The sequence below is a fragment of the Myxococcus sp. XM-1-1-1 genome, from assembly GCF_020037095.1.
Lineage (GTDB): Bacteria > Myxococcota > Myxococcia > Myxococcales > Myxococcaceae > Myxococcus > Myxococcus fulvus.
This window is the reverse complement of record NZ_JAIQDH010000015.1, coordinates 1-19,960: the sequence shown is the minus strand read 5'-3', so window position 1 is coordinate 19,960 and position 19,960 is coordinate 1. Positions and strand designations below refer to the sequence as shown.

General features: G+C 70.7%; 17 protein-coding genes. 8 read left to right on the top strand and 9 right to left on the bottom strand.

Annotated features, from left to right (window positions below; genetic code table 11):
- Positions 1-51: 51 nt before the first annotated feature.
- Entirely contained in the window at positions 52-1,629 is a 1,578-nt protein-coding gene (locus K8640_RS26055; RefSeq protein WP_223749543.1) for an NAD(P)/FAD-dependent oxidoreductase, read from the bottom strand.
- Between the two features lie 104 nt (positions 1,630-1,733).
- Here K8640_RS26055 and K8640_RS26050 point away from each other — a divergent pair, with 104 nt between their 5' ends.
- Positions 1,734-3,530 carry a CHASE domain-containing protein gene (locus K8640_RS26050; protein WP_223749542.1) on the top strand — a complete coding sequence of 599 codons (1,797 nt, stop codon included), beginning with the start codon at positions 1,734-1,736 and terminating at the stop codon, positions 3,528-3,530.
- On the opposite strand, the gene K8640_RS26045 is transcribed toward K8640_RS26050, so the two are convergent.
- Positions 3,521-3,751 (bottom strand): hypothetical protein, encoded by a 231-nt coding sequence (locus K8640_RS26045; protein WP_223749541.1) that lies wholly within the window; start codon positions 3,749-3,751, stop codon positions 3,521-3,523. The genes K8640_RS26050 and K8640_RS26045 overlap by 10 nt on opposite strands.
- A gap of 198 nt (positions 3,752-3,949) precedes the next feature.
- Between K8640_RS26045 and K8640_RS26040 the strand changes: the two genes are divergently transcribed.
- The gene (locus K8640_RS26040; protein ID WP_223749540.1) at positions 3,950-4,678 is read left to right on the top strand and encodes an SDR family NAD(P)-dependent oxidoreductase; all 729 of its coding nucleotides are present in this window, start codon (positions 3,950-3,952) and stop codon (positions 4,676-4,678) included.
- Positions 4,679-4,682: 4 nt separating this feature from the next.
- Here K8640_RS26040 and K8640_RS26035 read toward each other — a convergent pair whose 3' ends face one another.
- Complete coding sequence (locus K8640_RS26035; protein ID WP_223749539.1) at positions 4,683-5,654, bottom strand: aldo/keto reductase; 972 nt, start codon at positions 5,652-5,654, stop codon at positions 4,683-4,685.
- Between the two features lie 352 nt (positions 5,655-6,006).
- Between K8640_RS26035 and K8640_RS26030 the strand changes: the two genes are divergently transcribed.
- Positions 6,007-6,912, top strand: coding sequence for an NADP-dependent oxidoreductase (locus K8640_RS26030; protein WP_223749538.1), 906 nt, complete (start codon positions 6,007-6,009; stop codon positions 6,910-6,912).
- A 76-nt stretch (positions 6,913-6,988) separates the two neighbouring features.
- On the opposite strand, the gene K8640_RS26025 is transcribed toward K8640_RS26030, so the two are convergent.
- Entirely contained in the window at positions 6,989-7,897 is a 909-nt protein-coding gene (locus K8640_RS26025; protein WP_223749537.1) for a LysR family transcriptional regulator, read from the bottom strand.
- Positions 7,898-7,962: 65 nt separating this feature from the next.
- Between K8640_RS26025 and K8640_RS26020 the strand changes: the two genes are divergently transcribed.
- Positions 7,963-9,447 (top strand): alpha/beta fold hydrolase, encoded by a 1,485-nt coding sequence (locus K8640_RS26020; RefSeq protein WP_223749536.1) that lies wholly within the window; start codon positions 7,963-7,965, stop codon positions 9,445-9,447.
- Between the two features lie 10 nt (positions 9,448-9,457).
- Here the strand turns inward: K8640_RS26020 and K8640_RS26015 are convergent, their stop codons facing one another.
- Positions 9,458-9,745: a hypothetical protein gene (locus K8640_RS26015; protein ID WP_223749535.1), complete on the bottom strand. Its 288-nt coding sequence runs from the start codon at positions 9,743-9,745 to the stop codon at positions 9,458-9,460.
- Positions 9,746-9,897: 152 nt separating this feature from the next.
- Here K8640_RS26015 and K8640_RS26010 point away from each other — a divergent pair, with 152 nt between their 5' ends.
- The 3 genes from K8640_RS26010 (at position 9,898) to K8640_RS26000 (ending at position 14,265) form a co-directional block, all read left to right on the top strand.
- On the top strand, positions 9,898-10,758 hold the full coding sequence (locus K8640_RS26010) for a class I SAM-dependent methyltransferase (RefSeq protein ID WP_223749534.1): 861 nt from the start codon (positions 9,898-9,900) through the stop codon (positions 10,756-10,758).
- Positions 10,759-10,868: 110 nt separating this feature from the next.
- On the top strand, positions 10,869-13,844 hold the full coding sequence (locus K8640_RS26005) for a protein kinase domain-containing protein (protein ID WP_223749533.1): 2,976 nt from the start codon (positions 10,869-10,871) through the stop codon (positions 13,842-13,844).
- Between the two features lie 124 nt (positions 13,845-13,968).
- Positions 13,969-14,265, top strand: a complete 297-nt coding sequence (locus K8640_RS26000) for a hypothetical protein (protein WP_223749532.1) — start codon at positions 13,969-13,971, stop codon at positions 14,263-14,265.
- Positions 14,266-14,329: 64 nt separating this feature from the next.
- Here K8640_RS26000 and K8640_RS25995 read toward each other — a convergent pair whose 3' ends face one another.
- From K8640_RS25995 to K8640_RS25985, 3 genes are all read right to left on the bottom strand, one after another.
- Positions 14,330-14,608 (bottom strand): hypothetical protein, encoded by a 279-nt coding sequence (locus tag K8640_RS25995; RefSeq protein WP_223749531.1) that lies wholly within the window; start codon positions 14,606-14,608, stop codon positions 14,330-14,332.
- A gap of 146 nt (positions 14,609-14,754) precedes the next feature.
- On the bottom strand, positions 14,755-15,258 hold the full coding sequence (locus tag K8640_RS25990) for a VOC family protein (RefSeq protein ID WP_223749530.1): 504 nt from the start codon (positions 15,256-15,258) through the stop codon (positions 14,755-14,757).
- A gap of 159 nt (positions 15,259-15,417) precedes the next feature.
- Positions 15,418-17,442, bottom strand: coding sequence for a hypothetical protein (locus K8640_RS25985; RefSeq protein WP_223749529.1), 2,025 nt, complete (start codon positions 17,440-17,442; stop codon positions 15,418-15,420).
- A 235-nt stretch (positions 17,443-17,677) separates the two neighbouring features.
- Between K8640_RS25985 and K8640_RS25980 the strand changes: the two genes are divergently transcribed.
- The gene (locus tag K8640_RS25980) at positions 17,678-18,175 is read left to right on the top strand and encodes a tenascin-X (RefSeq protein WP_223749528.1); all 498 of its coding nucleotides are present in this window, start codon (positions 17,678-17,680) and stop codon (positions 18,173-18,175) included.
- A gap of 67 nt (positions 18,176-18,242) precedes the next feature.
- On the opposite strand, the gene fdhA is transcribed toward K8640_RS25980, so the two are convergent.
- A complete protein-coding gene (gene fdhA, locus K8640_RS25975; protein ID WP_223749527.1) occupies positions 18,243-19,439 on the bottom strand; it encodes a formaldehyde dehydrogenase, glutathione-independent in 1,197 nt (398 codons plus the stop codon).
- Positions 19,440-19,960 lie beyond the last annotated feature (521 nt).

Sequence of the window (19,960 nt, the reverse complement as noted above, 5' to 3'; positions counted from 1 at the left end):
CTGCATGGCTGGAGAGGAGGCGCGGCCGGAGTGACGCGGCGCAGTGCCGCGTCAGCCTGCGCGCGCCTGGGGCGCCGACCGCGCCTCATCCTCCAGCGGCGGCACGTACGGCCAGCCCGGCAGCGGCCCCTTGCCCGCCTCGCGCGTCAGGTAGTCCGCCGCGATGTTCGCGCTCTCCATGATGGTGAGCAGTCCGCTGCCCGGGTGCGTGCCTCCGCCCACCCAATACAACCCCTCCACGTCCGGACTCTTCACCCGCGGCCGCAGCGGGCCCAATTGCATCCACGTGTGCGAGAGATTGAAGACCGCGCCCCGGAACACGTTGAACTCGTCCCGCCACGTCTGGGCCGTGAAGTAGCGCTCCGCGCGGATGTGCTGACGCACGCCCTTGAGCCCCACCTTCTCCAGCATCGCCGGGATGCGCTCGCGCAGCGTCGCCTCCGTCTTCGCCCAGTCCACCGGCCGCGCCGTGTTCGGCGTGGGCACCAGCACGTAGAGCGTCGAGTGTCCCTCCGGCGCCCCCTTCGGGTCCGTCACCGACGCGTTGCACACGTAGAAGGGCGGGTCGTCCACGTCCAGCTCCCGGTCCTCCAGCGCGTCCCGGTCCGTGCGCCGCGCCGACTCCGAGAGGTAGATGAGGTGGTGCGGCAAATCGTCGTAGCGCGTGTCCAGGCCGTAGTACGCCATGAACGTGCTGCACGAATACTTCGCCTTCTCCAGCGCCGCGTCCGTCAGCCGCGAGCCCTCACGCGCCTCGGCCGACAAGAGCTTCGTCGCCGCGTAGGGCAGATCCGCGTTCAGCACCACCGCGTCCGCCTCCAGCACCTCGCCGCCCTCCAGCTCCACGCCCGCCACGCGCCCTGCCTCCACGCGCACGCGCTTGACGGGCGCGCCCATCCGGAACGTGGCGCCCAGGTCCTGCGCGCACCGCATCATCCCGCGCGCCAGCTCCCGGAAGCCGCCGTCCACGTGCCACACCCCGAAGGCCAGCTCGATGAAGGGAATCACGCTGAACACCGACGAGCACGTCGTCGGGTGCAGGCCCAGGTACTTCGACGGGTACGCCAGCGCGTACGTCAGCCGGTCGTCGTGGAAGAACGAGTCCAGGTGCTTGTAGAGCGTCTGCCAGGGCTTGAAGCGCAGCGTGGAGGCCAGCCGCCAGGGGGCGTAGTAGGCGAGGCTGCCCGCGTGCGTGCAGATGAACTTCTCGTACGCGATGCCGTACTTGTCCTTCCCCTCGGCGAGCCAGCGCCTGAGGCCCTCCACCTGCTGGGGACCGAAGCGCGCCACCTCCGCCTCCATCCGCGCGGGGTCCCGGCTGGTGTCCAGCTGGGAGCCATCCCAGAAGTGCAGCCGCGTGTTGACGTCCAGCGGGACCAGCTTCACGTAGTCCGCCAGCCGACGTCCGGAGCGCTCGAAGATGCGCTCCAGCACCCCCGGGAGTTGGAGGATGGAGGGCCCCGTGTCGAGTGTGTACTCGCCTTGGGCTCCGAGCGTCAGCCCCTTCATCCGCCCTCCGGGCACCGGGTCCTTCTCCACCACGGTGACGCGAAAGCCCTGCCCGGCCAGGTTGATGGCGGCGGACAGCCCGCCCGGTCCTGCTCCCACGACGATGACGTGACGCACCATGGCTCCTAGAATGCCCCGAGCGAGCAGCCGTTGCAGTGTCGCTCACGCGGACGGATGGACGGGGATTGTGTTTCAGGCCCGGGCGTTTCTCCTGGAGGACACTCGTGTCGACCTCCCTCGCCTCCCACGTGCGCCGCAACGCGGCCGCCCTCCTCGCCCTGCTGATGGGGCTGCTCGTCACGGCGGGGGCGACCACGTACATCCGGCGGGGGGTGAGCCTGCGCAGGCAGCAGCTCTTCGATGACGCCACCGCGGACGGCTCCGTGGCCCTCCAGCAGCGCCTGGACGTCTACCAGGCCATGCTCCTGGGCACGCGCGGCGTCTTCACCGGCAGCGAGGCGGTGGAGCGGCGCGAGTTCCGCGCGTACACGGAGAGCCTGGAGGTGCGCCAGCGCTACCCCGGCATCCAGGCCGTCGGCCTGGCGCGGTGGCTGAGCCGGGACGAGCTGGCGCGGCACGAGGCCCGGATGCGCCAGGAGGGCTTCCCCCAGTACCGGGTGTGGCCCGAGGACGCGCGCGAGCACCACGCCGTCGTCGACCTGGTGGAGCCGTTCGACGTGAACAACCTCCGGGTGCTCGGGTTCGACATCATGTCCGAGCCGGCGCGCAGGGCGGCGCTGGAGCGCGCGATGCGAAGCGGCCTGCCCGCGGCCACCGGCAAGGTGCAGCTGGTCTCCGAGCCCGTGGACCAGGTGGCCCAGGCGGGCTTCGTCATCTACGTCCCGCTCTACGCGGGGATGGTGGAGCCCACCACGCCCCAGGCCCGCGGCGAGCGGCTGGAGGGGTTCGTCTTCGGCGCCTTCCGCATGAAGGACTTCGTGGAGGGCCTGCGCTTCCAGGGCTTCCAGTCCACCATCGACCTGACCATCTACGACGGCGCCACCGTGAGCGAGCCGGCGCGGCTCTACACCTCGCACCCCGGCGCGCCGGACGCGGGGGGGCTCCGGCAGCAGCTCACCGTGCAGGTGGCCGGGGTGCCGTGGACGTTGGTGTTCACCACCCGCGAGGCCTTCATGAGGGGCACGCGCTCCAGCCATCCCTTCACGGTGGCGGGCGGCGGCCTGCTGATGTCGCTGCTGCTCTTCCTCGTCACCCGCGCGCAGGTGAACGCGCGCGCCCTGGCGGAGCAGGCCAGCGCCGAGCATCGACGGCTGGCCGATGAGGCCCAGGCCGCGGTGCGCGTGCGCGACGAGTTCCTCAGCGTGGCCGCGCACGAGCTGCGCACGCCGCTCACCTCGCTCAAGCTCCAGCTGCAGCTGCTCTTCCGACAGCTGAGGCAGCCGGGGCCGCTGGACGCGGAGCGGCTGGAGCGCGGAGTCGAGACGTGCGAGCGGCAGACCACCCGGCTCACCAAGCTGGTGGACAGCCTGCTGGACGTGGCGCGCCTGTCGAGCGGGCGGATGGAGCTGCAGCTGGAGGACGTGGAGCTGGGGGAGCTGGTGCGGGAGCTGGCGCGTCGCTTCGAGGCGGAGGCCCAGGCCGCGGGCGTGCGGCTGGAGGTGGACGCGCCCGAGCCGATGACGGGCCGGTGGGACCGGCTGCGCCTGGAGCAGGTCCTCACCAACCTGATGTCCAACGCGCTCAAGTACGGACACGGCGCGCCGGTGGACGTGCGCGTGAGGGGCGACGCGGAGCGGGCGCGCGTGGAGGTGCAAGACAGGGGCATCGGCATCGCCCCCGAGGACGCCGCGCGCGTCTTCGACCGCTTCGAGCGCGCGGTGTCCAGCCGGCACTACGGCGGGCTGGGGTTGGGCTTGTTCATCACCCGCCAGCTCGTGGAGGCCCATGGGGGCCGCATCCTCCTGGAGAGCCGCCCGGGCGAGGGCTCCACCTTCATCGTCCACCTTCCTCGCGCCGGGCCTGGCCCTCATGGACACCCCTTGAGGTCAGCTCACTCGTAGGTCGGCAGGCACTTGTTCTGCCAGACGCAGTGCCGGGCTCCCGACGAGGCTTGGTTGCACGTCGCCTGCGTCTTGTACTGCGCGCAGAAACACTCCCAGGCATTGCCAGTACAGAGCCCCTGCTCCGTCTGTGAGGGGGACTCGGGCTGCGGCTCGGCTTCGACTCCTCCACCGCACGCGGACAGCCCCAGCAGCGAAACCAACACGACAAAGCGACGCATGGTGTGTACTCCGGCGCAAGGAGGGTGGCCCACCCTCGGAGGGGAACTCGACCTTGCCCCACGGTTGTCTGGACTGTCTAGTTCGACTCCAGGACACACGTGGGCGCCGGGTGGCGCATGAATCGTGAGCGCCAGTCCCACGCCTTCGCGCCGTATGCAGTCAGCGGATTTGGATACCCAGACACGAGGAGGCAAACCATGGGTGCATTGGATGGACGAATCGCGGTCATCACGGGCGGGGCCACGGGCATCGGGCTGGCCATCGCCGAGCGCTTCGCGAGCGAGGGCGCGGAGGTGGTCATCGCCGGCCGGCGTCAGGGGCGGCTGGACGAGGCGGTGGCGCGGATTGGCCATGGCGCGCGCGGCGTGGTGACGGATGTGGGAGACGAGGCCCAGGTGGTGCGGCTGATGGAGTCGGTGCCCCGGGTGGACCTGCTGGTGACGTGCGCGGGCGGCGCGGTGTTCGGGCCGGTGGAGACGGTGCCGATGAGCGCCTGGGAGGCGCTGTTCAAGGACCGCTTCTTCGGACAGCTCTCCGCGGTGCGTCACGCGGTGCCGAAGATGCGGGAAGGGGGCGCCATCCTGTTGTGCTCGGGCATCGCCGGGCACGCGGCGCTGGCGAACTACGCGGGCGGGGCGGGGCTGTGTGGCGGCATCAACGCCATGGGGCGCTCGCTCGCGGTGGAGCTGGCGCCCCGGGGCCTCCGGGTGAACGTGCTGTCACCCGGGCTCACGAAGGACACGGCCATCGACTGGGGCGTGCCGGTGACGCAGGTGGGGGCGTTCCTGGACACGCTCGCCGCCCACGTCCCGATGAAGCGCGCGGGCGCTCCCCGGGACATGGCCGACGCGGCGTTCTTCCTGGCGACGTGTGCCTATGCCACCGGCATGGTGCTGGACGTCGACGGTGGCTGGACGGCGGTGTGAGGCATTACCAGGCGTAGTCCTCGGGCGCGGGTTTGTGGCCCGGGAAGATTTCGTCCAGCCGGGCCAGCGTCTTCTCATCGAGCTTCACGTCGAGCGCGCGCAGGGCGGCGTCGAGCTGGCCCGCCACGCGCGGTCCGATGATGGGCGCGGTGACGGCGGGCTGGTGCAAAAGCCACGCGAGCGCGACGTCTCCGGGCTCGTGGCCCAGCTCGGCGGCGAGGGCTTCGTAGCGTTCGATCTTCTCCTGGTTCTTCTGGAGGGCCTCTCGCGCGCGGCCCTCCAGGCGGCGCTTGCCCTCGCGCTCCTTCTTGAGCACGCCGCCGAGGAGGCCGCCGTGGAGGGGGGACCAGGGCAGCACGCCCAGGCCGTAGTGACGGGCGGCGGGGAGCACTTCGAGTTCCACGGTGCGCGCCAGCAGGTTGTAGAGGGATTGCTCGCTGATGAGGCCCAGGAAGTCGCGCCGTGTGGCGGCGGCCTGGGCCTGGGCGATGTGCCAGCCGGCGAAGTTGCTGCTGCCGACGTAGAGCACCTTGCCCTGGGTGACGGCGACCTCGAGGGCCTGCCAGATCTCCTCCCACGGGGTGGCGCGGTCGACGTGGTGGAACTGGTAGAGGTCGATGTAGTCGGTGCGCAGGCGCTTGAGGCTGGCGTCGAGGGCGCGGCGGATGTTGAGGGCGGACAGCTTGCCCTCGTTGGGCCAGTCGCCCATGGGGCCGTAGACCTTGGTGGCGAGCACGGTGCGCTCGCGGCGCCGTCCGCCCTGGGCGAACCAGTTGCCGATGACCTGCTCGGTGCGGCCCTTGTTGTCGCCGAAGCCGTAGACGTTGGCGGTGTCGAAGAAGTTGATGCCGCGCTCCAGCGCGGTGTCCATGATGGCGTGGGACTCGGGCTCCTCGGTGTTCCAGCCGAAGTTCATCGTGCCCAGACACAGCCGACTGACGGAGAGCCCCGAGCGACCCAGGTTCGTGTACTGCATGGCGACTCCTTCGCGGCCGAGGGACTCCAGCGCGCCACGGCGGTCCGGCCCAGGCCGCCAGGCGCCGCGTACAGTGACGAGTCACCGGGGCCGAGTCGAGCGTCCTGGACGGACTTCGGGGGGTTGTCGTGCGCAGGCGACACAAGTCAGCGCGCCCCTCCTCTTCGTTTCACCGCGACGTGGGGAACCGAAGGCGGTCAAGCAGGCGGAGGCACGCAGCGCCTCCAGGAGTCCTCGTGAGGGGTGGCCAGGGAGTCAGGCGCCCGCGGACGATGGCGACCTCTTCGTCGGTACTTATCGTTGGTCCGTCGTTGGAGCGCGCTTCGAGCCACTTCATTCCGGGAGCCACCCCATGAAAGCCGTCGTGCTGAAGGCCTATGGAGATGCGGACAACCTCGTCGTGACGGAGATGCCCGAGCCGAAGGTGGGCCCGGGAGACGTGAAGGTGCGCGTCATCGCCGCGAGCATCAACCCGGTCGACTGGAAGATTCGTCGAGGCGACATGAAGGAAGTGATGCCGGTGACGTTCCCCGCCATCCTCGGACGGGACGTCTCGGGAGAGGTCGTCGAGGTGGGGCAGGGCGTGAAGGGCTTCAAGAAGGGCGACCGGGTGATGGGCGTGGTGTCCTCGGGCTATGCGGAGACGGTGGTCGCCCCCGAGGAGGTCTGGGCCCGGGTGCCGGACTCGCTGGAGCTGAAGGACGCGGCCGCGCTGCCGTTGGTGACCCTGACGGGCGTGCAGTTGATCGAGGAGCAGATGAAGCCGGCCCCGGGGGACACGGTGCTCGTCACCGGCGCGGTGGGGGCGGTGGGACGCGCGGCCCTGTTCGCGGCGAAGGCGCGGGGGGCGAAGGTCTGGGCGGGCGTACGGGCCACGCAGGTGGAGGAGGCCCGGAAGCTCGGCGTGGACGGGGTGGTCGCGCTGGAGGATGCGAGCGACATCGCGAAGCTGCCGACGCTGGACGCCGTGGCGGACACGGTGGGCGGCAAGGCCGTGGCGGCGGTGTTGGACAAGGTGAAGCGCGGCGGGCGGGTGTGCAGCGTGGTGGGGGAGCCGAAGGGGGCGAAGGAGAAGGGCCTCCAGGTGAGCAGCTTCTTCTCGCACCCGGATGGACGCCGGCTCGCGCAGCTGGGAGAGAGCGTGGCCAAGGGCGAGTTGACCATCCCGATTGGCAAGACGTTCAAGCTGGATGAGGCGAAGGACGCCCAGAAGCACGCGGAGAAGGGCGGCACTGGCAAGGTGCTGCTCGTCAACTGAGCTCTCGGCTCGGTCGCGGAGGAGTCCCCGGACGTGAGCCCGGGGACTCCTCGTCGAGCCCCTTGGATGCGTCGCTTCAGAGCAGGTCCACGTCCGTCAGCGCGGAGACGATTCGCAGACAGGCGCGCAGGGAGGGGCCCGGTGGCGTGGGGCCTCTCGCGATGGCGAGCTCCACGTGTCGTGCGTGTCCGGCGATGGAGCGATAGACGGCGCCCTCGCGCGTGAAGGTGCGCACGGACTCCGGCAACAAGGCGCAGCCGAGCCCCGCGGCGACCAGGCTGACGATGGTGAACCACTCCCCCGCCTCCGCCACGAAGGTCGGCGCGAAGCCCGCCTCCAGGCACATCCCCGTCACCGCGTCATGCAGCGAGGGCGCCGTGTCACGCGGAAAGCCGATGAACGGTTCGTCGGCGAGCTGCTCCAGGGGCACTCGCGTCTTGCGTGCCAGTCGATGCCCCGAGGGCAGCACGACGACGAGCGGCTCGCGACGGAGCGTGTCGATGCGCACTCCCGACGCCGTCACGGGGCCTCGCACGAAGGCCACGTCGAGCCCTCCCAGTCGCACCTCCTCCAACAACGTCGTGCTGTCCGCCTCACGCAACATCAGGTGGACCTCCGGGTGCTCGGCGCGCAGTCGACGGAGCACCTCGGGCACGAGCGAGAACGAGGCCGGACTCAGGAAGCCGACGCGCAGCAACGTCTGCTGCCCCGCCGCCGTGCGCTGCGCGGCCTCCGTCGCATGGGAGAGGTGCACGAGCGCGCGCCGCCCCGCGTCCAACAGGGCCTGTCCCGCGGGGGTCAGCTCCACGCGCCGTCGGTCCCGGCGCAGCAACTGGCAGCCGAGCTCCTCCTCCAGCCGGCGAATCTGCTGACTGAGCGCCGGCTGCGCGAGGTGGAGCCGCTCGGCGGCCTTGCGGAAGTGCAGCGTCTCCGCGACCGCGATGAAACAACTGAGGCGACGGGTGTCGAGGGGCGGTGATTTCACTGCGTTATCACAGGGTGGTTTTTCCGTATTGGACGCCGCTTCGAACGCCGGGTCTAGAGTCCCCCATGTCCTCGCGCTTCTTCGTCCTCGTGACGGGGCTGTTCCTCGGATTCACCGCCCATGCCTCGGCCCCGGAGGCCGTCCCCCGCTTCGAGCCGACGCCCTGCCCCGCCACCGTCGCGTCCGACGAGGCCATCGACTGCGGCCTGCTCGTCGTCCCGGAGAACCGACAGAAGGCGGACAGCCGCCTCATCAAGCTCCCGGCGATGCGCCTGCGCAGCCGCGCCCAGAAGCCGGCCCCGGATCCCCTGCTCTTCATGCCCGGCGGGCCCGGTGTCAGCGCCGTCTCCAACGTGCGTTCCGGCAAGCGCAACCCGCTGCTCGATGAGCGCGACTTCCTGGTCCTGGAGCCTCGTGGCGGGAAGCTGGCGCAGCCCGCGCTCGAGTGCCCGGGCATCAACGCGCTCAAGGGGGAGATTGCCGCGGGCCGGCTGCGGGGCCAGAAGGCGCAGGACGCGCTGACGAAGGAGGCCGGGCGCTGCCGCGCGAAGTGGGCCTCCGAGGGCGTGGACCTGGATGGCTACACGACGGCCGCCACGGCGGATGACATCGACGCGCTCCGGCAGGTGCTCGGGTACAAGACGCTGAACCTGCAGGGCCTCTCGTACGGCACGCGGCTGATGCTCACGGTGGCGCGCCGGCACCCGGGGACGGTGCGCTCGCTCATCCTCGATTCGGTGCTGCCGCCCGAGGTGAACTTCGACGAGGTGTCCGCCGCGAACTTCCAGCGCGTGCTCAACGGGGTGTTCGATGGCTGCGCCCTCGACCGGGAGTGTGGCGCCGCCCACCCGGAGCTGCGCAAGCGCTTCGCCCAGCTCGTCGCGGCGGCGGACCGGAAGCCGCTGGTGCTGGTGCTGAATCCATCGAAGACAGAGGGCAAGCCGGTGGAGGTCCGGGGCGCGGAGGTCGTCCGGGCCATCGACGCGGCACTGCACGACCCGAAGCGCATCCCGCTGGTGCCTCGCATCATCTCGCGAGCGGCGGCGGGGGATTACTCGGAGCTGACGCCGCTGGTGGAGGACAGCCTGGGGCCCTCGACGATGACGTGGGGCTTGAGGCTGTCGGTCTGGTGCTCGGAGGAGCTTCCTTTCGAGGACACCCAGCGCATCGCCGCGCAGCGGGCGCCCTCAGTGGGGCTCGGGGGTGTGGACCAGGGCACGGCGTCGGTGGAGACCTGCCGCGCCTGGAACGTGGCGCGCGCTCCAGCCGAGGAGAACACGCCGGTGACGAGCGACGTCCCCACGCTGGTGTTCGCCGGCGAGTTCGACCCGGACACGCCTCCGGATTGGGGGCGACAGCTGCTCGAGTCGATGCCTCACGCGCGCTACGTCGAGATGCCGGGACAGAGCCACGGCGCGTCCTTCAATCGCTGCGGCGGAGAAATCACGCTCGCCTTCTTGCGTGCCCCCGAAGCGCCCCTGCCCCTGGACTGCGTGACGAAGCTGCGCGGCGCGGACTTCGGCCAGAGCGCCGCTGTCGCGCCCCCCTGAGCGCGGGGGCCTACGTCGACAGGCCCGCCCTGGGCCGCATCAGCCGCGCGCCCAGGGACACCACGGCCCACCACACCAGGCCCCAGAAGAGCGCGAGCAACAGCCACCCCTCCAACGACGGCGGCGCCCAGCCTCCCGACTCGCCAGGTCCGTACACGCGCAACCCCAGGCCGCTCAACAGCATCAACGGCAGATAGACCGAGCCCGCCACCACCGGCCCCAAGGCCTCGACCGGGAACACCGTCACGAGGAGCTGCGCCCCCAGGAGCGCGCCCCAGACCACCCATCGCAGTCGCATGGCCTCCCAGCCTCCGGTGACACGTCTCCTGGGTCAAGGCGCGCCCGCCACGTGCACGCACCGCGTCGTGGACCGCCTCGTCCGCGTGCATTTCACCTCCCGCTCGCGCTCCGTTTCGGGTGGAATCCGCGCCCCATCCCGGAGGCCGCACCATGTCGTCGACCGCATCGCCCCTCGCCGCGCCCGAAGCCTGGAACCTCGTCGCCCCCGAGTACGTGCGCGAGCTGCTCCCGGTGTTCGAGCACTTCGCGAAGGACGCGCTGACCCGCGTGGCCGCCCCCTCCGGCGCCCACGTCCTGGATGTCGCCGCCGGGCCCGGCACCCTCGCCCTGCTCGCCGCCCGTCAGGGCCTGCGCGTCACCGCCATCGACTTCGCCCCCAAGATGCTCGCCGCCCTGCGTGAGCGCGCCACCTCCGCCGGGCTCGACATCGACGCGCAGGTCGGCGACGGCATGGCCCTGGAGCTGTCCGAGCAGACCTTCGACGCCGCCTTCTCCCTCTTCGGCCTCATGTTCTTCCCCGACCGCCCCCGGGGCTTCCGCGAGCTGTACCGCGTGCTGCGCCCCGGCGGCCGCGCCGTCGTCTCCAGCTGGCGCCCCATGGAGCACTCCCCCGCCATGAACCTGGTCTACCAGCGCTTCGCCGAACAGCTGCCCGGCCAGGGCGCTCCCCGCGGCGGCGTCATGCCCCTGTCCGACCCCGACACCTGCCAGCAGGAGATGGGCGCCGCCGGCTTCGACGACGTCCACGTCCACCAGGTCTCCGTCCCCGCCCACTACCCCTCCACCGCCGCCATGGTCGACGCCATGATGCGCGCCGCCGCCCCCGTCGCCCTCGCCCGCCGCGCCCTGGGCGCGCAATGGCCAGACATCGAGAAGACTGTCGTGGACAAGGTCACCCAGGACCTGGGGCCCGGCGCACAGGTCGTCCAGTTCAATGCCTACCTCACCGTCGGCATCCGTCAACCGACCCCGTCTTCCAATATCAGACACCCCTCCACTCCCAAGGGTTGAGCAGCCGACAGTCCGACAGCTTTTCGGCGGGGGCCTCCGTACGTCTACCGGATTCTGGCTTTTCCTCTCTTCGGAACACTTGCACTGCCATTGCAACTTCCGGAGACAGCGTGGGGACCTACCGGATCGTCAAGAAGCTCGCCGCGGGAGGCATGGCCGAGGTCTATCTCGGCAAGGTGGTGGGCGCGGAGGGCTTCGAGAAGCCTGTCGCCGTCAAGCGCATCCTGCCGTCGTTCGTGCAGGACACGTCCTTCGTGGAGCTGTTCCTGCGCGAGGCCAAGCTGGCCGTCACGCTGCAGCACGGCAATGTCTTGCAGGTGCTGGACCTGGGCACGAGCGCGGGCCAGTACTACATGGTGATGGAGTTCGTGGACGGGGAGAACCTGAGCGCGCTCATCAAGGCGGCGCGCAAGCGACAGGTGCCCCTGGGCCTTCGTGAAATCTGCTTCATCGCCCAGCAGGTCGCCGACGGGCTCGCGTATGCCCATGGGCGCACGGACCCGTCCGGCGCGCCGCTCGACATCGTCCACCGCGACATCAACCCCGCCAACGTCATGGTGGCCAGCAACGGCGGCGTGAAGCTGGCCGACTTCGGCATCGCCAAGGTGGCCGACGAGGAGCGGCAGGAGACGCAGGCCGGCATCCTCAAGGGGAAGATCAACTACCTCTCCCCCGAGCAGGTGCACGGGCGCCCCGTGAACCAGCGCAGCGACATCTTCCTGTTGGGTCTGCTGCTCTACGAGATGCTCGCGGGCAAGCGGCTCTTCGAGGGCAGCACGCCGCAAATCATCCACACGCTGGGCAGCTTCGACGAGCGCACCCTGGAGCCGCTGCCGGGCGTGCCCGCGCCGCTGTGGGATTTGCTCCTGCGCGCGCTGGCGGCCAACCCGGACGCGCGCTGCCCCGCCGCCCGCGAGTTCTCCGAGGGCATCCAGAGCTTCCTCTTCGACCACCGGCTGCGCGTGGGCGCCGCCGACATCGCCAGCCTCTTCGCCCGCGCGCTCCCCGAGTGGCGCTCGCCGCTGGCGGACCTGGCCGGCGCGCCGGGCGAGGAGATCCGCCTGGTGGACGAGGACCTCGCGCGCATGCGGACGCCCGCGCCTTTGCCGCCCCGGGAGGCGCGCCGCCCCGGGGCCGCCACGCTCGCGCCGCCCACGCTGCGTCCGGTGACGCCGCCACCCTCGGGCCCCCAGGCCACGTCCGTGGTCCGGCAGCCCGTGCAGGGCGCCGAGCCGGCCACGCGCCTGGGCTCGCCTCCGCTGCTCGGCACCCGCGTCGTGCGGGCGCGACAGCAATTGGGCGCCATCCTGCTGACGCGCGGCATGGTGACGCCGCACATCCTGAACGAGGCGCTCACGATTCAGAGGAAGCGCGGCGGCAGGCTGGGCCAGGTGCTCGTCCACGAGCGCTGGCTGGAGCCCGACAACCTGGTGCTCGCGCTGTCCGAGCAGTTCGGGCTGCCGCACATCACCGAGCAGCAGCTGATGACGATGCCGGTGCCGGAGGAGCTCTTGCGCCTGGTGCCGCGCGAGCTGTGCGACCGGCTGTGCGCCCTGCCCGTCGGGCTCAAGGGCCGCGAGCTGCTCTGCGCGGTGCTGGACCCGCGCGACGTGGAGGTCACCAACAACCTGAAGTTCAAGGCGGGCGTCGTGTCGGTGCAGGGGCTGTTCGCCTCCGAGCAGGCCATCCGCAAGGCCATCCTCCGCTTCTATGACAACGAGATGCCGAAGGTGCGGGACCGCTCGCCCATCGAGCTGGAGGAGCCGGCCGAGGCGAAGGAGCGCGACACCCGCGTGCTCCAGTTCGCGGAGCAGTTCACCGGACGCCGGGTGCTCGACGGACAGACGCTGGAGGGCCCCAAGCCCGCGCCCGTAGAGCCCGTCAGCCGCGCCACGCCCGTGAAGAGCGACGTGCGCGCGCGCATGGTGCTGGTGGTGGCCGAGCCCTCCGAGCCGCGCGAGGCCGCGGTGAAGCTGCTCCTGTCCCAGGGGCTCGCGGCGGCCACCAGCCCGGCGGCGGACGCGGCTCGCGCGCTGGCGCTCGGGGGCTATGACCTGGTGCTGGTGCTCGAGGACACAGTCGCGGAGCCGGGAGCCCTGGCGCAGAAGCTGCGCGCCGCGCACCCCAAGGTCGAGGTGCGGCTGTTGCCCTCGTACAGCGCGGCGCTGACAGGCGAGGGCGGCCCGCTGGCGAAGCTGGGCGAGGTCCAGTCCCGACTGCTCGACGGCGTGCTGTCGATGCTGGGGGGCAGCGGGACGCTGGCGCCCGCCCTGACGAAGCTGGCGCGGCGGCTGGCGACGCGGATGGGCGCGGGGCGCGTGGAGGAGGTCCTGGTCACCACCGCGGCCAGCGCGCTGGCCCTGGCCGCGCGGCTGGAGGAGCCGCGTCGCTTCGCCCTGCCCTCGCGCGCCCGGGCGCTCGCGCTCGTGGGCAGCACCACGCCCGAGGTGAACGAGCTGCTCGTCTCCGTCCTGCCGGAGGGCGAGGACCGCACGCCGCCCGCGAGCCGCACCGCCGGCGCCCTGCTGTGCGCGGCGCGCTTCGTCCAGGAGGTCCAGAGCCCCCAGGCTCCGCCGGCGCGCGCGGCCCAGGCGCTCCAGGCGCTGCGTCAGGACCCACGGCTCCCCGCGCCCGCGCTGGAGGCGCTCACCGCGGAGCTGGAGTCCACCGCGCAGACGGACAAGGCGGCGTTCCGCGTCGTGGTGGCGGAGACGGACGGCACCAACGCGCTGACGCTCCAGATCCGCCTGATGGCGGAGGGCATGGCCGCGGTGCGCGCGCGGACCCGGGCGGAGGTGGAGAAGGCGCTGGGCGCCGGAGCACACGCGGCGGTGCTCGCGGACCCGCTGCCGGACGGAGACCTCCACTCGCTGCTCCAGGCGCTGCGCAAGGCGCCCGCCACCGAGGACCTGCCCGTCTTCCTCATCGTCGACAAGGACGACCCCGTCGTCTTCACCGCGGGCCTGGAGGCCGGCGCCGACGACGTCATCGTGCGCTCGGCCAGCCCCGAGGTGCTCATCGCCAAGCTGCGCCGGAGCATCCAGCAGCGTCAGGGCTCGAGGCGCGGAGCGAAGAGCGCGCCGTGAGCGCGGGGGCGGAACGGACCCGTCGAGCGCTGTTCAACACAACACAGGCATGCGCGGTGACGCATGCGGGCAATGCGGGAGTCCTCGGCATCATGCCCTCGAGTCCTTCCACAAGGAGCCGCGCATGATGCTGAAGCCCGCCTCGGGGTTCGTGTTGGCGTTGACCGTCGCCGTGGGAATGGTCGTCACCACCCTCTCGCAGGAGGAGCGACCTGGGGACGAACGGCCACCGGCCTCCACCGCATGTGAGGCCGCGCGCCAGCAGCGGCTCATGTCGGGCGCCCAGGACGTGGAGCCGTCGCTCCTGGTCCAGGAGCCCTCGGGTGCGCTCGGCTACTGTTCGTGGGATTGCTCGTCCTGCGCCACCACCGCGGAGTGCAGGGCCCGCAACGCGGGCAGTTGCTACAACATCTGTCCGTGAGCGACGAGGACCGCCCGGCGCTCCATCGTGAGCACCGGGCGGACACCTCCCGCACGAAGACGGCTCAGCCGCAGGTGCTGGAGTACTCGGTCACCGCGAACGACGTGCGGCGGCCACCGATGTACGCCGTCTCGTAGCAGGAGCAGCTCATGTAGCCGACCCACTTCGTCAGCGTCGCGTCGGAGTAGTAATCAATCCAGTAGGACTGGTTTCCGCAGAAGGGCAGCGCGTCCTCGCGCGTGTCGAGCTCCGCCTGCGTCTCCTCCAGCGGCTCCGCGCCGCCACAGCCCACCATGAAGCCCGCCGCCATCAGCAACGCACCCAGGATGTTCCTGCTCCGCACGTGTGTATCCTCCACCGGGTCTGTCTTCCGCCCCGGTGGCGATACCCTAACACCACCCAGCAAAACGAGACATCATCGACAAACTGAGTCATCCAGGACTCTTGTGCGCGAGTGTCTCACGGAGCCCTGAGACACCGCGGCCGCGTTCAGCCGGCTGCGCGGCGCAGGGCGTCCAGGTCCAGCTTCTTCATCTTGAACAGGGCCTGTGTCACCCGGGCGCCCTTCTCGGGGGACGAGCTGGCCAGCAGTTGGGGCAGCTCGGTTGGCACCACCTGCCACGACACGCCGAAGCGGTCCTTGAGCCAACCACACTGCTGGGCCTTCTCGTCGCCGCCCTCGGACAGGCGGGACCAGTAGTGGTCCACCTCCGCCTGGGTCTCGCAGTTGACGATGAGCGACATCGCCTCGGTGAACGTGTAGTGGGGCCCGCCGTTGAGCGCGAGCAGCTCCTGGCCGTCGAGCGAGAAGAGGAGGGTCATCACCGCGCCGGGCGGCTGACCGCTCGGTCCCGCGCTCTGCTCGGTGTACTTCGTGCGCGTGATGACGCGGGAGTTGGGGAAGACGGACGTGTAGAGCGCGACGGCGGCCTCCGTCTGCTCGTGGCTCTGGAACCAGAGGCACTGGGTGATGCGCTGGAGCTTCTGGGACATGGCGGGTTCCCTCCGTGGGGTGTGTGAAGGCAAAGCTGCACAGACTCGAAGCGGGCGGCCCGGCGGTGCGACCCGGGGGCCCTCGCGCGGACGACGGGTCGCCCGTCCGCACGGGCGGGAGGAGAGCCTGGGGCCGCGGCGCCCCTCCCGTGAGACAGGCTAGGGGACGACGTTCACCGTGGCCATCGCCGTGCCCACGGTGCCCACCTCGTCCTGGAACAACTCCAGGCCCACGGTGTGAGTCCCTCGGGCGCTCGACGGGATGTGCTTCGTCATCGTGAAGGTGAAGTCACCGCCCGGCGGGAGGTTCACTCCCCAGTCGGAGAACTCCGTGTCCCAGCCCGTGGTGTCGTTGTTCCAGAAGTCGTACCAGACCCAATGGCACGACGCCGCGTCGTGGTTCGCCACGTGGACGGTCCACGTCACCTGCGAGCCGGGCGCCGCCGTCACTGTCGTCGGCGAGAGCGTCAGCGTGGGCGCGGCCGTCACGCAGGGCGCGAGGACGTCGAGGGTGGCGGTGCCGCGCACGGTGTGGCCGGAGCGGGTGACGTCCACGCCCGTGGTGTACGTTCCCGGCGCCATCGAATACGGCGTGTAGAGCTGCAGCGTCAGGGAGACGGAGCCGGACGCGGCGATGGTGCGCTGCGGGGAGAGCGGGTCCGCGCTCCAGCCCGTGGGGATGATGGACGCGAGCTGGAAGGTGCTGGGGCCACAGGCCGGGCTGTCGCGGTTGACGATGAACAGCTCCACCTCCGGGCGCGCGCCCGGGTAGACGGTCGGCTCGAACGGCGTCACCTCGATCTCAGGCGCCGCGCGGACACAGGAGCCCTGACGGTACTGGACCTCCACGGTGAGCCCGGCGGGGGTCGCGGACACCACGCGCAGCGACAGGTTGCTGTACGGGTCCTCCCAGGTGATGCCCGGCAGCAGCGCCGGGTCGCTCCAGGACGCCGTCCCCGGCGTGAAGTCCAGCAGGTGCGTCCCATCGCGCGTGTCCCCGTCCTGATAGTGGACCAGCGCGCCGCCGAACACCTGCGCGGGCAGCGTCGGCTCGTAGCCACCCGTCGGCTGGCGGTACTCCAGCCACAGCCACGCGTCGTTGCCCTGTCCCCGGCGCACCTTGAGGGCCTTCACCCCGGTGGAGGACACCACCGGCGCGAGCGTGAAGGTGCCGCCCACGCCGTCCACCTGCGTCACCGAGGTCGAGGCCAACCAGCCGATGCGCGCCTTGTGCGGCGCCGCGTAGTGCCCCAGGTTCCAGCGGCCCATGGTCGAGAACAAGTCCCCGTACTCGTCCAGCGTGCCCAGCGTGTTCAACAGTCCCAGCGGCTCCGCGCCGAAGTCGCGCGACTGCGAGTGGTTGAGCGACAGGTTGTGCCCGGCCTCGTGGGTGATGAGGTGCACGGCGCGGTCATAGGTGTCCATGGACTCCGCGACCAGCCACGCGGTGGACGCCGTCACGGTGCCCGACGGCGTCGGCACCTGTCCACACGACAGCGTGGCGAGCCCTCCGTAGAAACAGCCCGCGAGCGGACGCGGGTGGATGACGAAGATGCGGTCATACGCGGTGAAGTCCACGTCGTCGCCCACCGCGGCAATCGCCGCGTCCCGCATCTCGTTCGTCTCCGAGCACGAGTACGCGCGGTCCAGGGTGTACCAACCCACCACGGCGCCCGTCGTCGTGGTGCGCCCCTCGGAGACCTCGCTCCAGTAGCCCGCGAGCGAGCGGCGCGTGGTGGAGAAGAACGCATCTTCCACCCTGGACAACGGAAGCGACGGCGTGGGTTGCCCCGGGAACTCCGCGAGGATGACCAGGGTGCGCTGCACACCCGTGACCCCACAGGCCGGGGTGACGCTCGCGGAGCGGTGCTCCGGGTCCAGCTCCACCGCGTGCGCCACGAGGGCGCCGTCCGAGTCACGGCCTCGCAGCCTCACCCGCTGCCCGCTCACCAGCCCCTGGGGCGCGGTGTCCGCGAACACCACCGGGCGACGCTCGCGGCCGGCCACGAGGAAGTACTCCTGATACGCGTGCTCGAGCGAGGGCGAGTCCACCACCCGGACCTCCAGCTCGCCCTCCCATGCCTGCTCGCGGGACACCGGCTCCGGCGCCTCCGGGACGGGCTCCTGCGTGCCACAGGCCATGAAACCCACGGCCGCCACCATGCTCCACCACGTACGGGACATCTGCCCTCCGACGAGCGGCGCCTCCGGACGGCCATCGCCCGAGGAGCGTCGCCACGCGCCTTGTGCCCGCGCCCGCACGCCCTGGCAACCACCGAGACATCGCGGCGGCGTGAGTCACGGCCGACCGGGCAGTCCTGCTCGGGCGGAGCCTCGTGAAACATCCCTTCGCCACGGACATGTCACGTCGTCCCTGGGATGCACTAGCATCCGGGTTTCCCTTTCAAAGGAGTCACCGATGAAGTCGCATCTGCTGGTTCTCGTGGCGGGAGTGTCGCTGGGGTTCTTCGCCGCGTGTGGCACCACCGAGGCCGCCCCGGAGACGACGGAGACGACCGTGTCCGCGATGGGCGACCCGTGTCCGTGCGGCTCCGCCGGAGGCGGCGCGTGTCTGCCGTGCACCTATCTCTGCGGCGACAACTCCTGCGACAGCGCCAACGGCGAGAGCGCCTCCAACTGCCCCGAGGACTGCGTCGCGGCTCCGGTGTGCGGCGACGGCATCTGCAACGGGAGCGAGACGTGGGTGACGTGCCCGCAGGACTGCACCGCCCCGAGCACCTGGTGCGGCGATGGCATCTGCAACGGCGGTGAGTGGGCGGGGAGCTGCCCGGCCGACTGCGCCGCGTCGTGCGGTGACGGCTTGTGCCAGGGCAACGAGGCCACGTGGTGCTACGTGGACTGCGTGCCCGGCTGCCAGCAGGACCCGTCCACCTGCCCGCAGGTCCCGGAAGGGTGAGCTGAGGTGAAGGCCCCACCGCGCCCGTCCAGCCGTGTCGGGCGCGGTGGCGTCGTCTCTTCCGGGCCTACTTCTTCTTGAGCGTCCCGTGCGGGTCGATGACGAACTTTCGCGCCACGCCCGCGTCGAACTCCTGGTAGCCCCGGGGCGCGTCATCCAGCGAGATGACGGTGGCGTTGACCACCTTCGCGATGTTCAGCCGGCCGTGGAGGATGGCCTGCATGAGCTGGCGGTTGTAGCGCAGCACCGGCGTCTGCCCCGTGTAGAAGCGGTGGGACTTGGCCCAGCCCAGGCCGAAGCGCATGCGCAGGTTGCCCTGGCGCGCCGACTCGTCCTTGGAGCCCGGGTCCTCGGTGACGTAGAGGCCGGGGATGCCGATGGCCCCCGCCGCGCGGGTGATGGCCATCAGTGAGTTGAGCACCGTGGCGGGCGCCTCGGAGGAGGCCTGCGCGCCATGGCCGTGCGCCTCGAAGCCCACCGCGTCGATGGACGCGTCCACCTCCGGCTCCTTGATGACGGCGGCGATGAGGTCCTCCAGCTTGTCGCTCTTCTTCAGGTCGATGGGCACGAAGCCCACCGACTTCGCGTGCGCGAGCCGGTCCGCGTTCATGTCGCCCACCATCACCACCGCCGCGCCCAGCACCTGCGCCGAGGCCGCCGCCGCGAGCCCCACCGGCCCCGCGCCCGCGACGTACACCGTGGAGCCCACGCCGACGCCCGCCGTGACGGCGCCGTGGAAGCCCGTGGGCAGGATGTCCGAGAGCATCGTCAAATCGAGGACCTTCTCCAGCGCCTGCGCCTTGTCGGGGAACCGGATGAGGTTGAAGTCCGCGTAGGGGACCATGACGTACTCGGCCTGTCCGCCCACCCAGCCGCCCATGTCCACGTAGCCGTAGGCGCCGCCAGCGCGCCCCTTGTTCACGTTGAGGCACACGCCCGTCTGCTGCTCGCGGCACGTGCGGCAGCGGCCACAGGCGACGTTGAAGGGCACCGTGACGAGGTCGCCCACGGAGAGGTACTCGACGTCCTTGCCCTTCTCGACGATCTCCCCGGTGATTTCATGCCCGAGCACCAGCCCCTTGGGCGCCGTGGTGCGCCCGCGCACCATGTGCTGGTCCGAGCCGCAGATGTTGGTGGTGACCACCTTGAGGATGACGCCGTGCTCGATGGACTTCCCTTCCGGGTTGACCATCTTGGGATAGTCAATGGAGCGGACTTCCACTTTGCCGGGACCGAGATAGACGACGCCGCGATTGCTGGCCATGAGCGGACTCCTCCGAGGCGGCCCGGCCATCCGCCGCGCCGCGTGCAGGTCCGGGTAACGCTGGGGACGCGCGCCCCCGCACGCACGGCGGAGGCGGCCTGGCGGAAGAGGCCCTCGCCGTCTCGGCCGCTGCCAGCCTTTGAGAAGTTCGCAAAGACAGACGCATCCGCCGTCACGACAATGAAACGCTCCCGTTGCACTCCCGAGAGAGAAACTCCCTTCTTCTCATCCTGTGAAGAAGGTGAGTCATCGCTCATCCCGCCATGTCTTATCTCGCGGATAAAACATCTTACCGAGTCAACGATGACATCCGTGGAAGTGCCAACAAGACGACAGTACAAGCCCTGGCACTCAACGAGGGGTGAGCATGTCCAAGGCGCGTCAGAAGCAACCATTCCAGCTGCCTGAGTTCTACGTGCCGTGGCCGGCGCGGCTGAACCCGAGCCTGGAAGCCGCCCGCGTGCACACCAAGGCGTGGTCCTACCAGATGGGCATCCTGGGGCCGCCGAGGGACGGGACGG

Excerpts from the sequence above, each read along its gene's own strand:
- K8640_RS26020 (WP_223749536.1), top strand. The coding sequence starts at position 7,963 with ATGTCCTCGCGCTTCTTCGTCCTCGTGACGGGGCTGTTCCTCGGATTC.
- K8640_RS26000 (WP_223749532.1), top strand. The coding sequence starts at position 13,969 with ATGATGCTGAAGCCCGCCTCGGGGTTCGTGTTGGCGTTGACCGTCGCC.
- K8640_RS25985 (WP_223749529.1), bottom strand. The coding sequence starts at position 17,442 with ATGTCCCGTACGTGGTGGAGCATGGTGGCGGCCGTGGGTTTCATGGCC.
- fdhA (WP_223749527.1), bottom strand. The coding sequence starts at position 19,439 with ATGGCCAGCAATCGCGGCGTCGTCTATCTCGGTCCCGGCAAAGTGGAA.
- K8640_RS25980 (WP_223749528.1), top strand. The coding sequence starts at position 17,678 with ATGAAGTCGCATCTGCTGGTTCTCGTGGCGGGAGTGTCGCTGGGGTTC.
- K8640_RS25990 (WP_223749530.1), bottom strand. The coding sequence starts at position 15,258 with ATGTCCCAGAAGCTCCAGCGCATCACCCAGTGCCTCTGGTTCCAGAGC.
- K8640_RS26045 (WP_223749541.1), bottom strand. The coding sequence starts at position 3,751 with ATGCGTCGCTTTGTCGTGTTGGTTTCGCTGCTGGGGCTGTCCGCGTGC.
- K8640_RS26055 (WP_223749543.1), bottom strand. The coding sequence starts at position 1,629 with ATGGTGCGTCACGTCATCGTCGTGGGAGCAGGACCGGGCGGGCTGTCC.
- K8640_RS26030 (WP_223749538.1), top strand. The coding sequence starts at position 6,007 with ATGAAAGCCGTCGTGCTGAAGGCCTATGGAGATGCGGACAACCTCGTC.
- K8640_RS26010 (WP_223749534.1), top strand. The coding sequence starts at position 9,898 with ATGTCGTCGACCGCATCGCCCCTCGCCGCGCCCGAAGCCTGGAACCTC.
- K8640_RS26015 (WP_223749535.1), bottom strand. The coding sequence starts at position 9,745 with ATGCGACTGCGATGGGTGGTCTGGGGCGCGCTCCTGGGGGCGCAGCTC.
- K8640_RS26040 (WP_223749540.1), top strand. The coding sequence starts at position 3,950 with ATGGGTGCATTGGATGGACGAATCGCGGTCATCACGGGCGGGGCCACG.
- K8640_RS26035 (WP_223749539.1), bottom strand. The coding sequence starts at position 5,654 with ATGCAGTACACGAACCTGGGTCGCTCGGGGCTCTCCGTCAGTCGGCTG.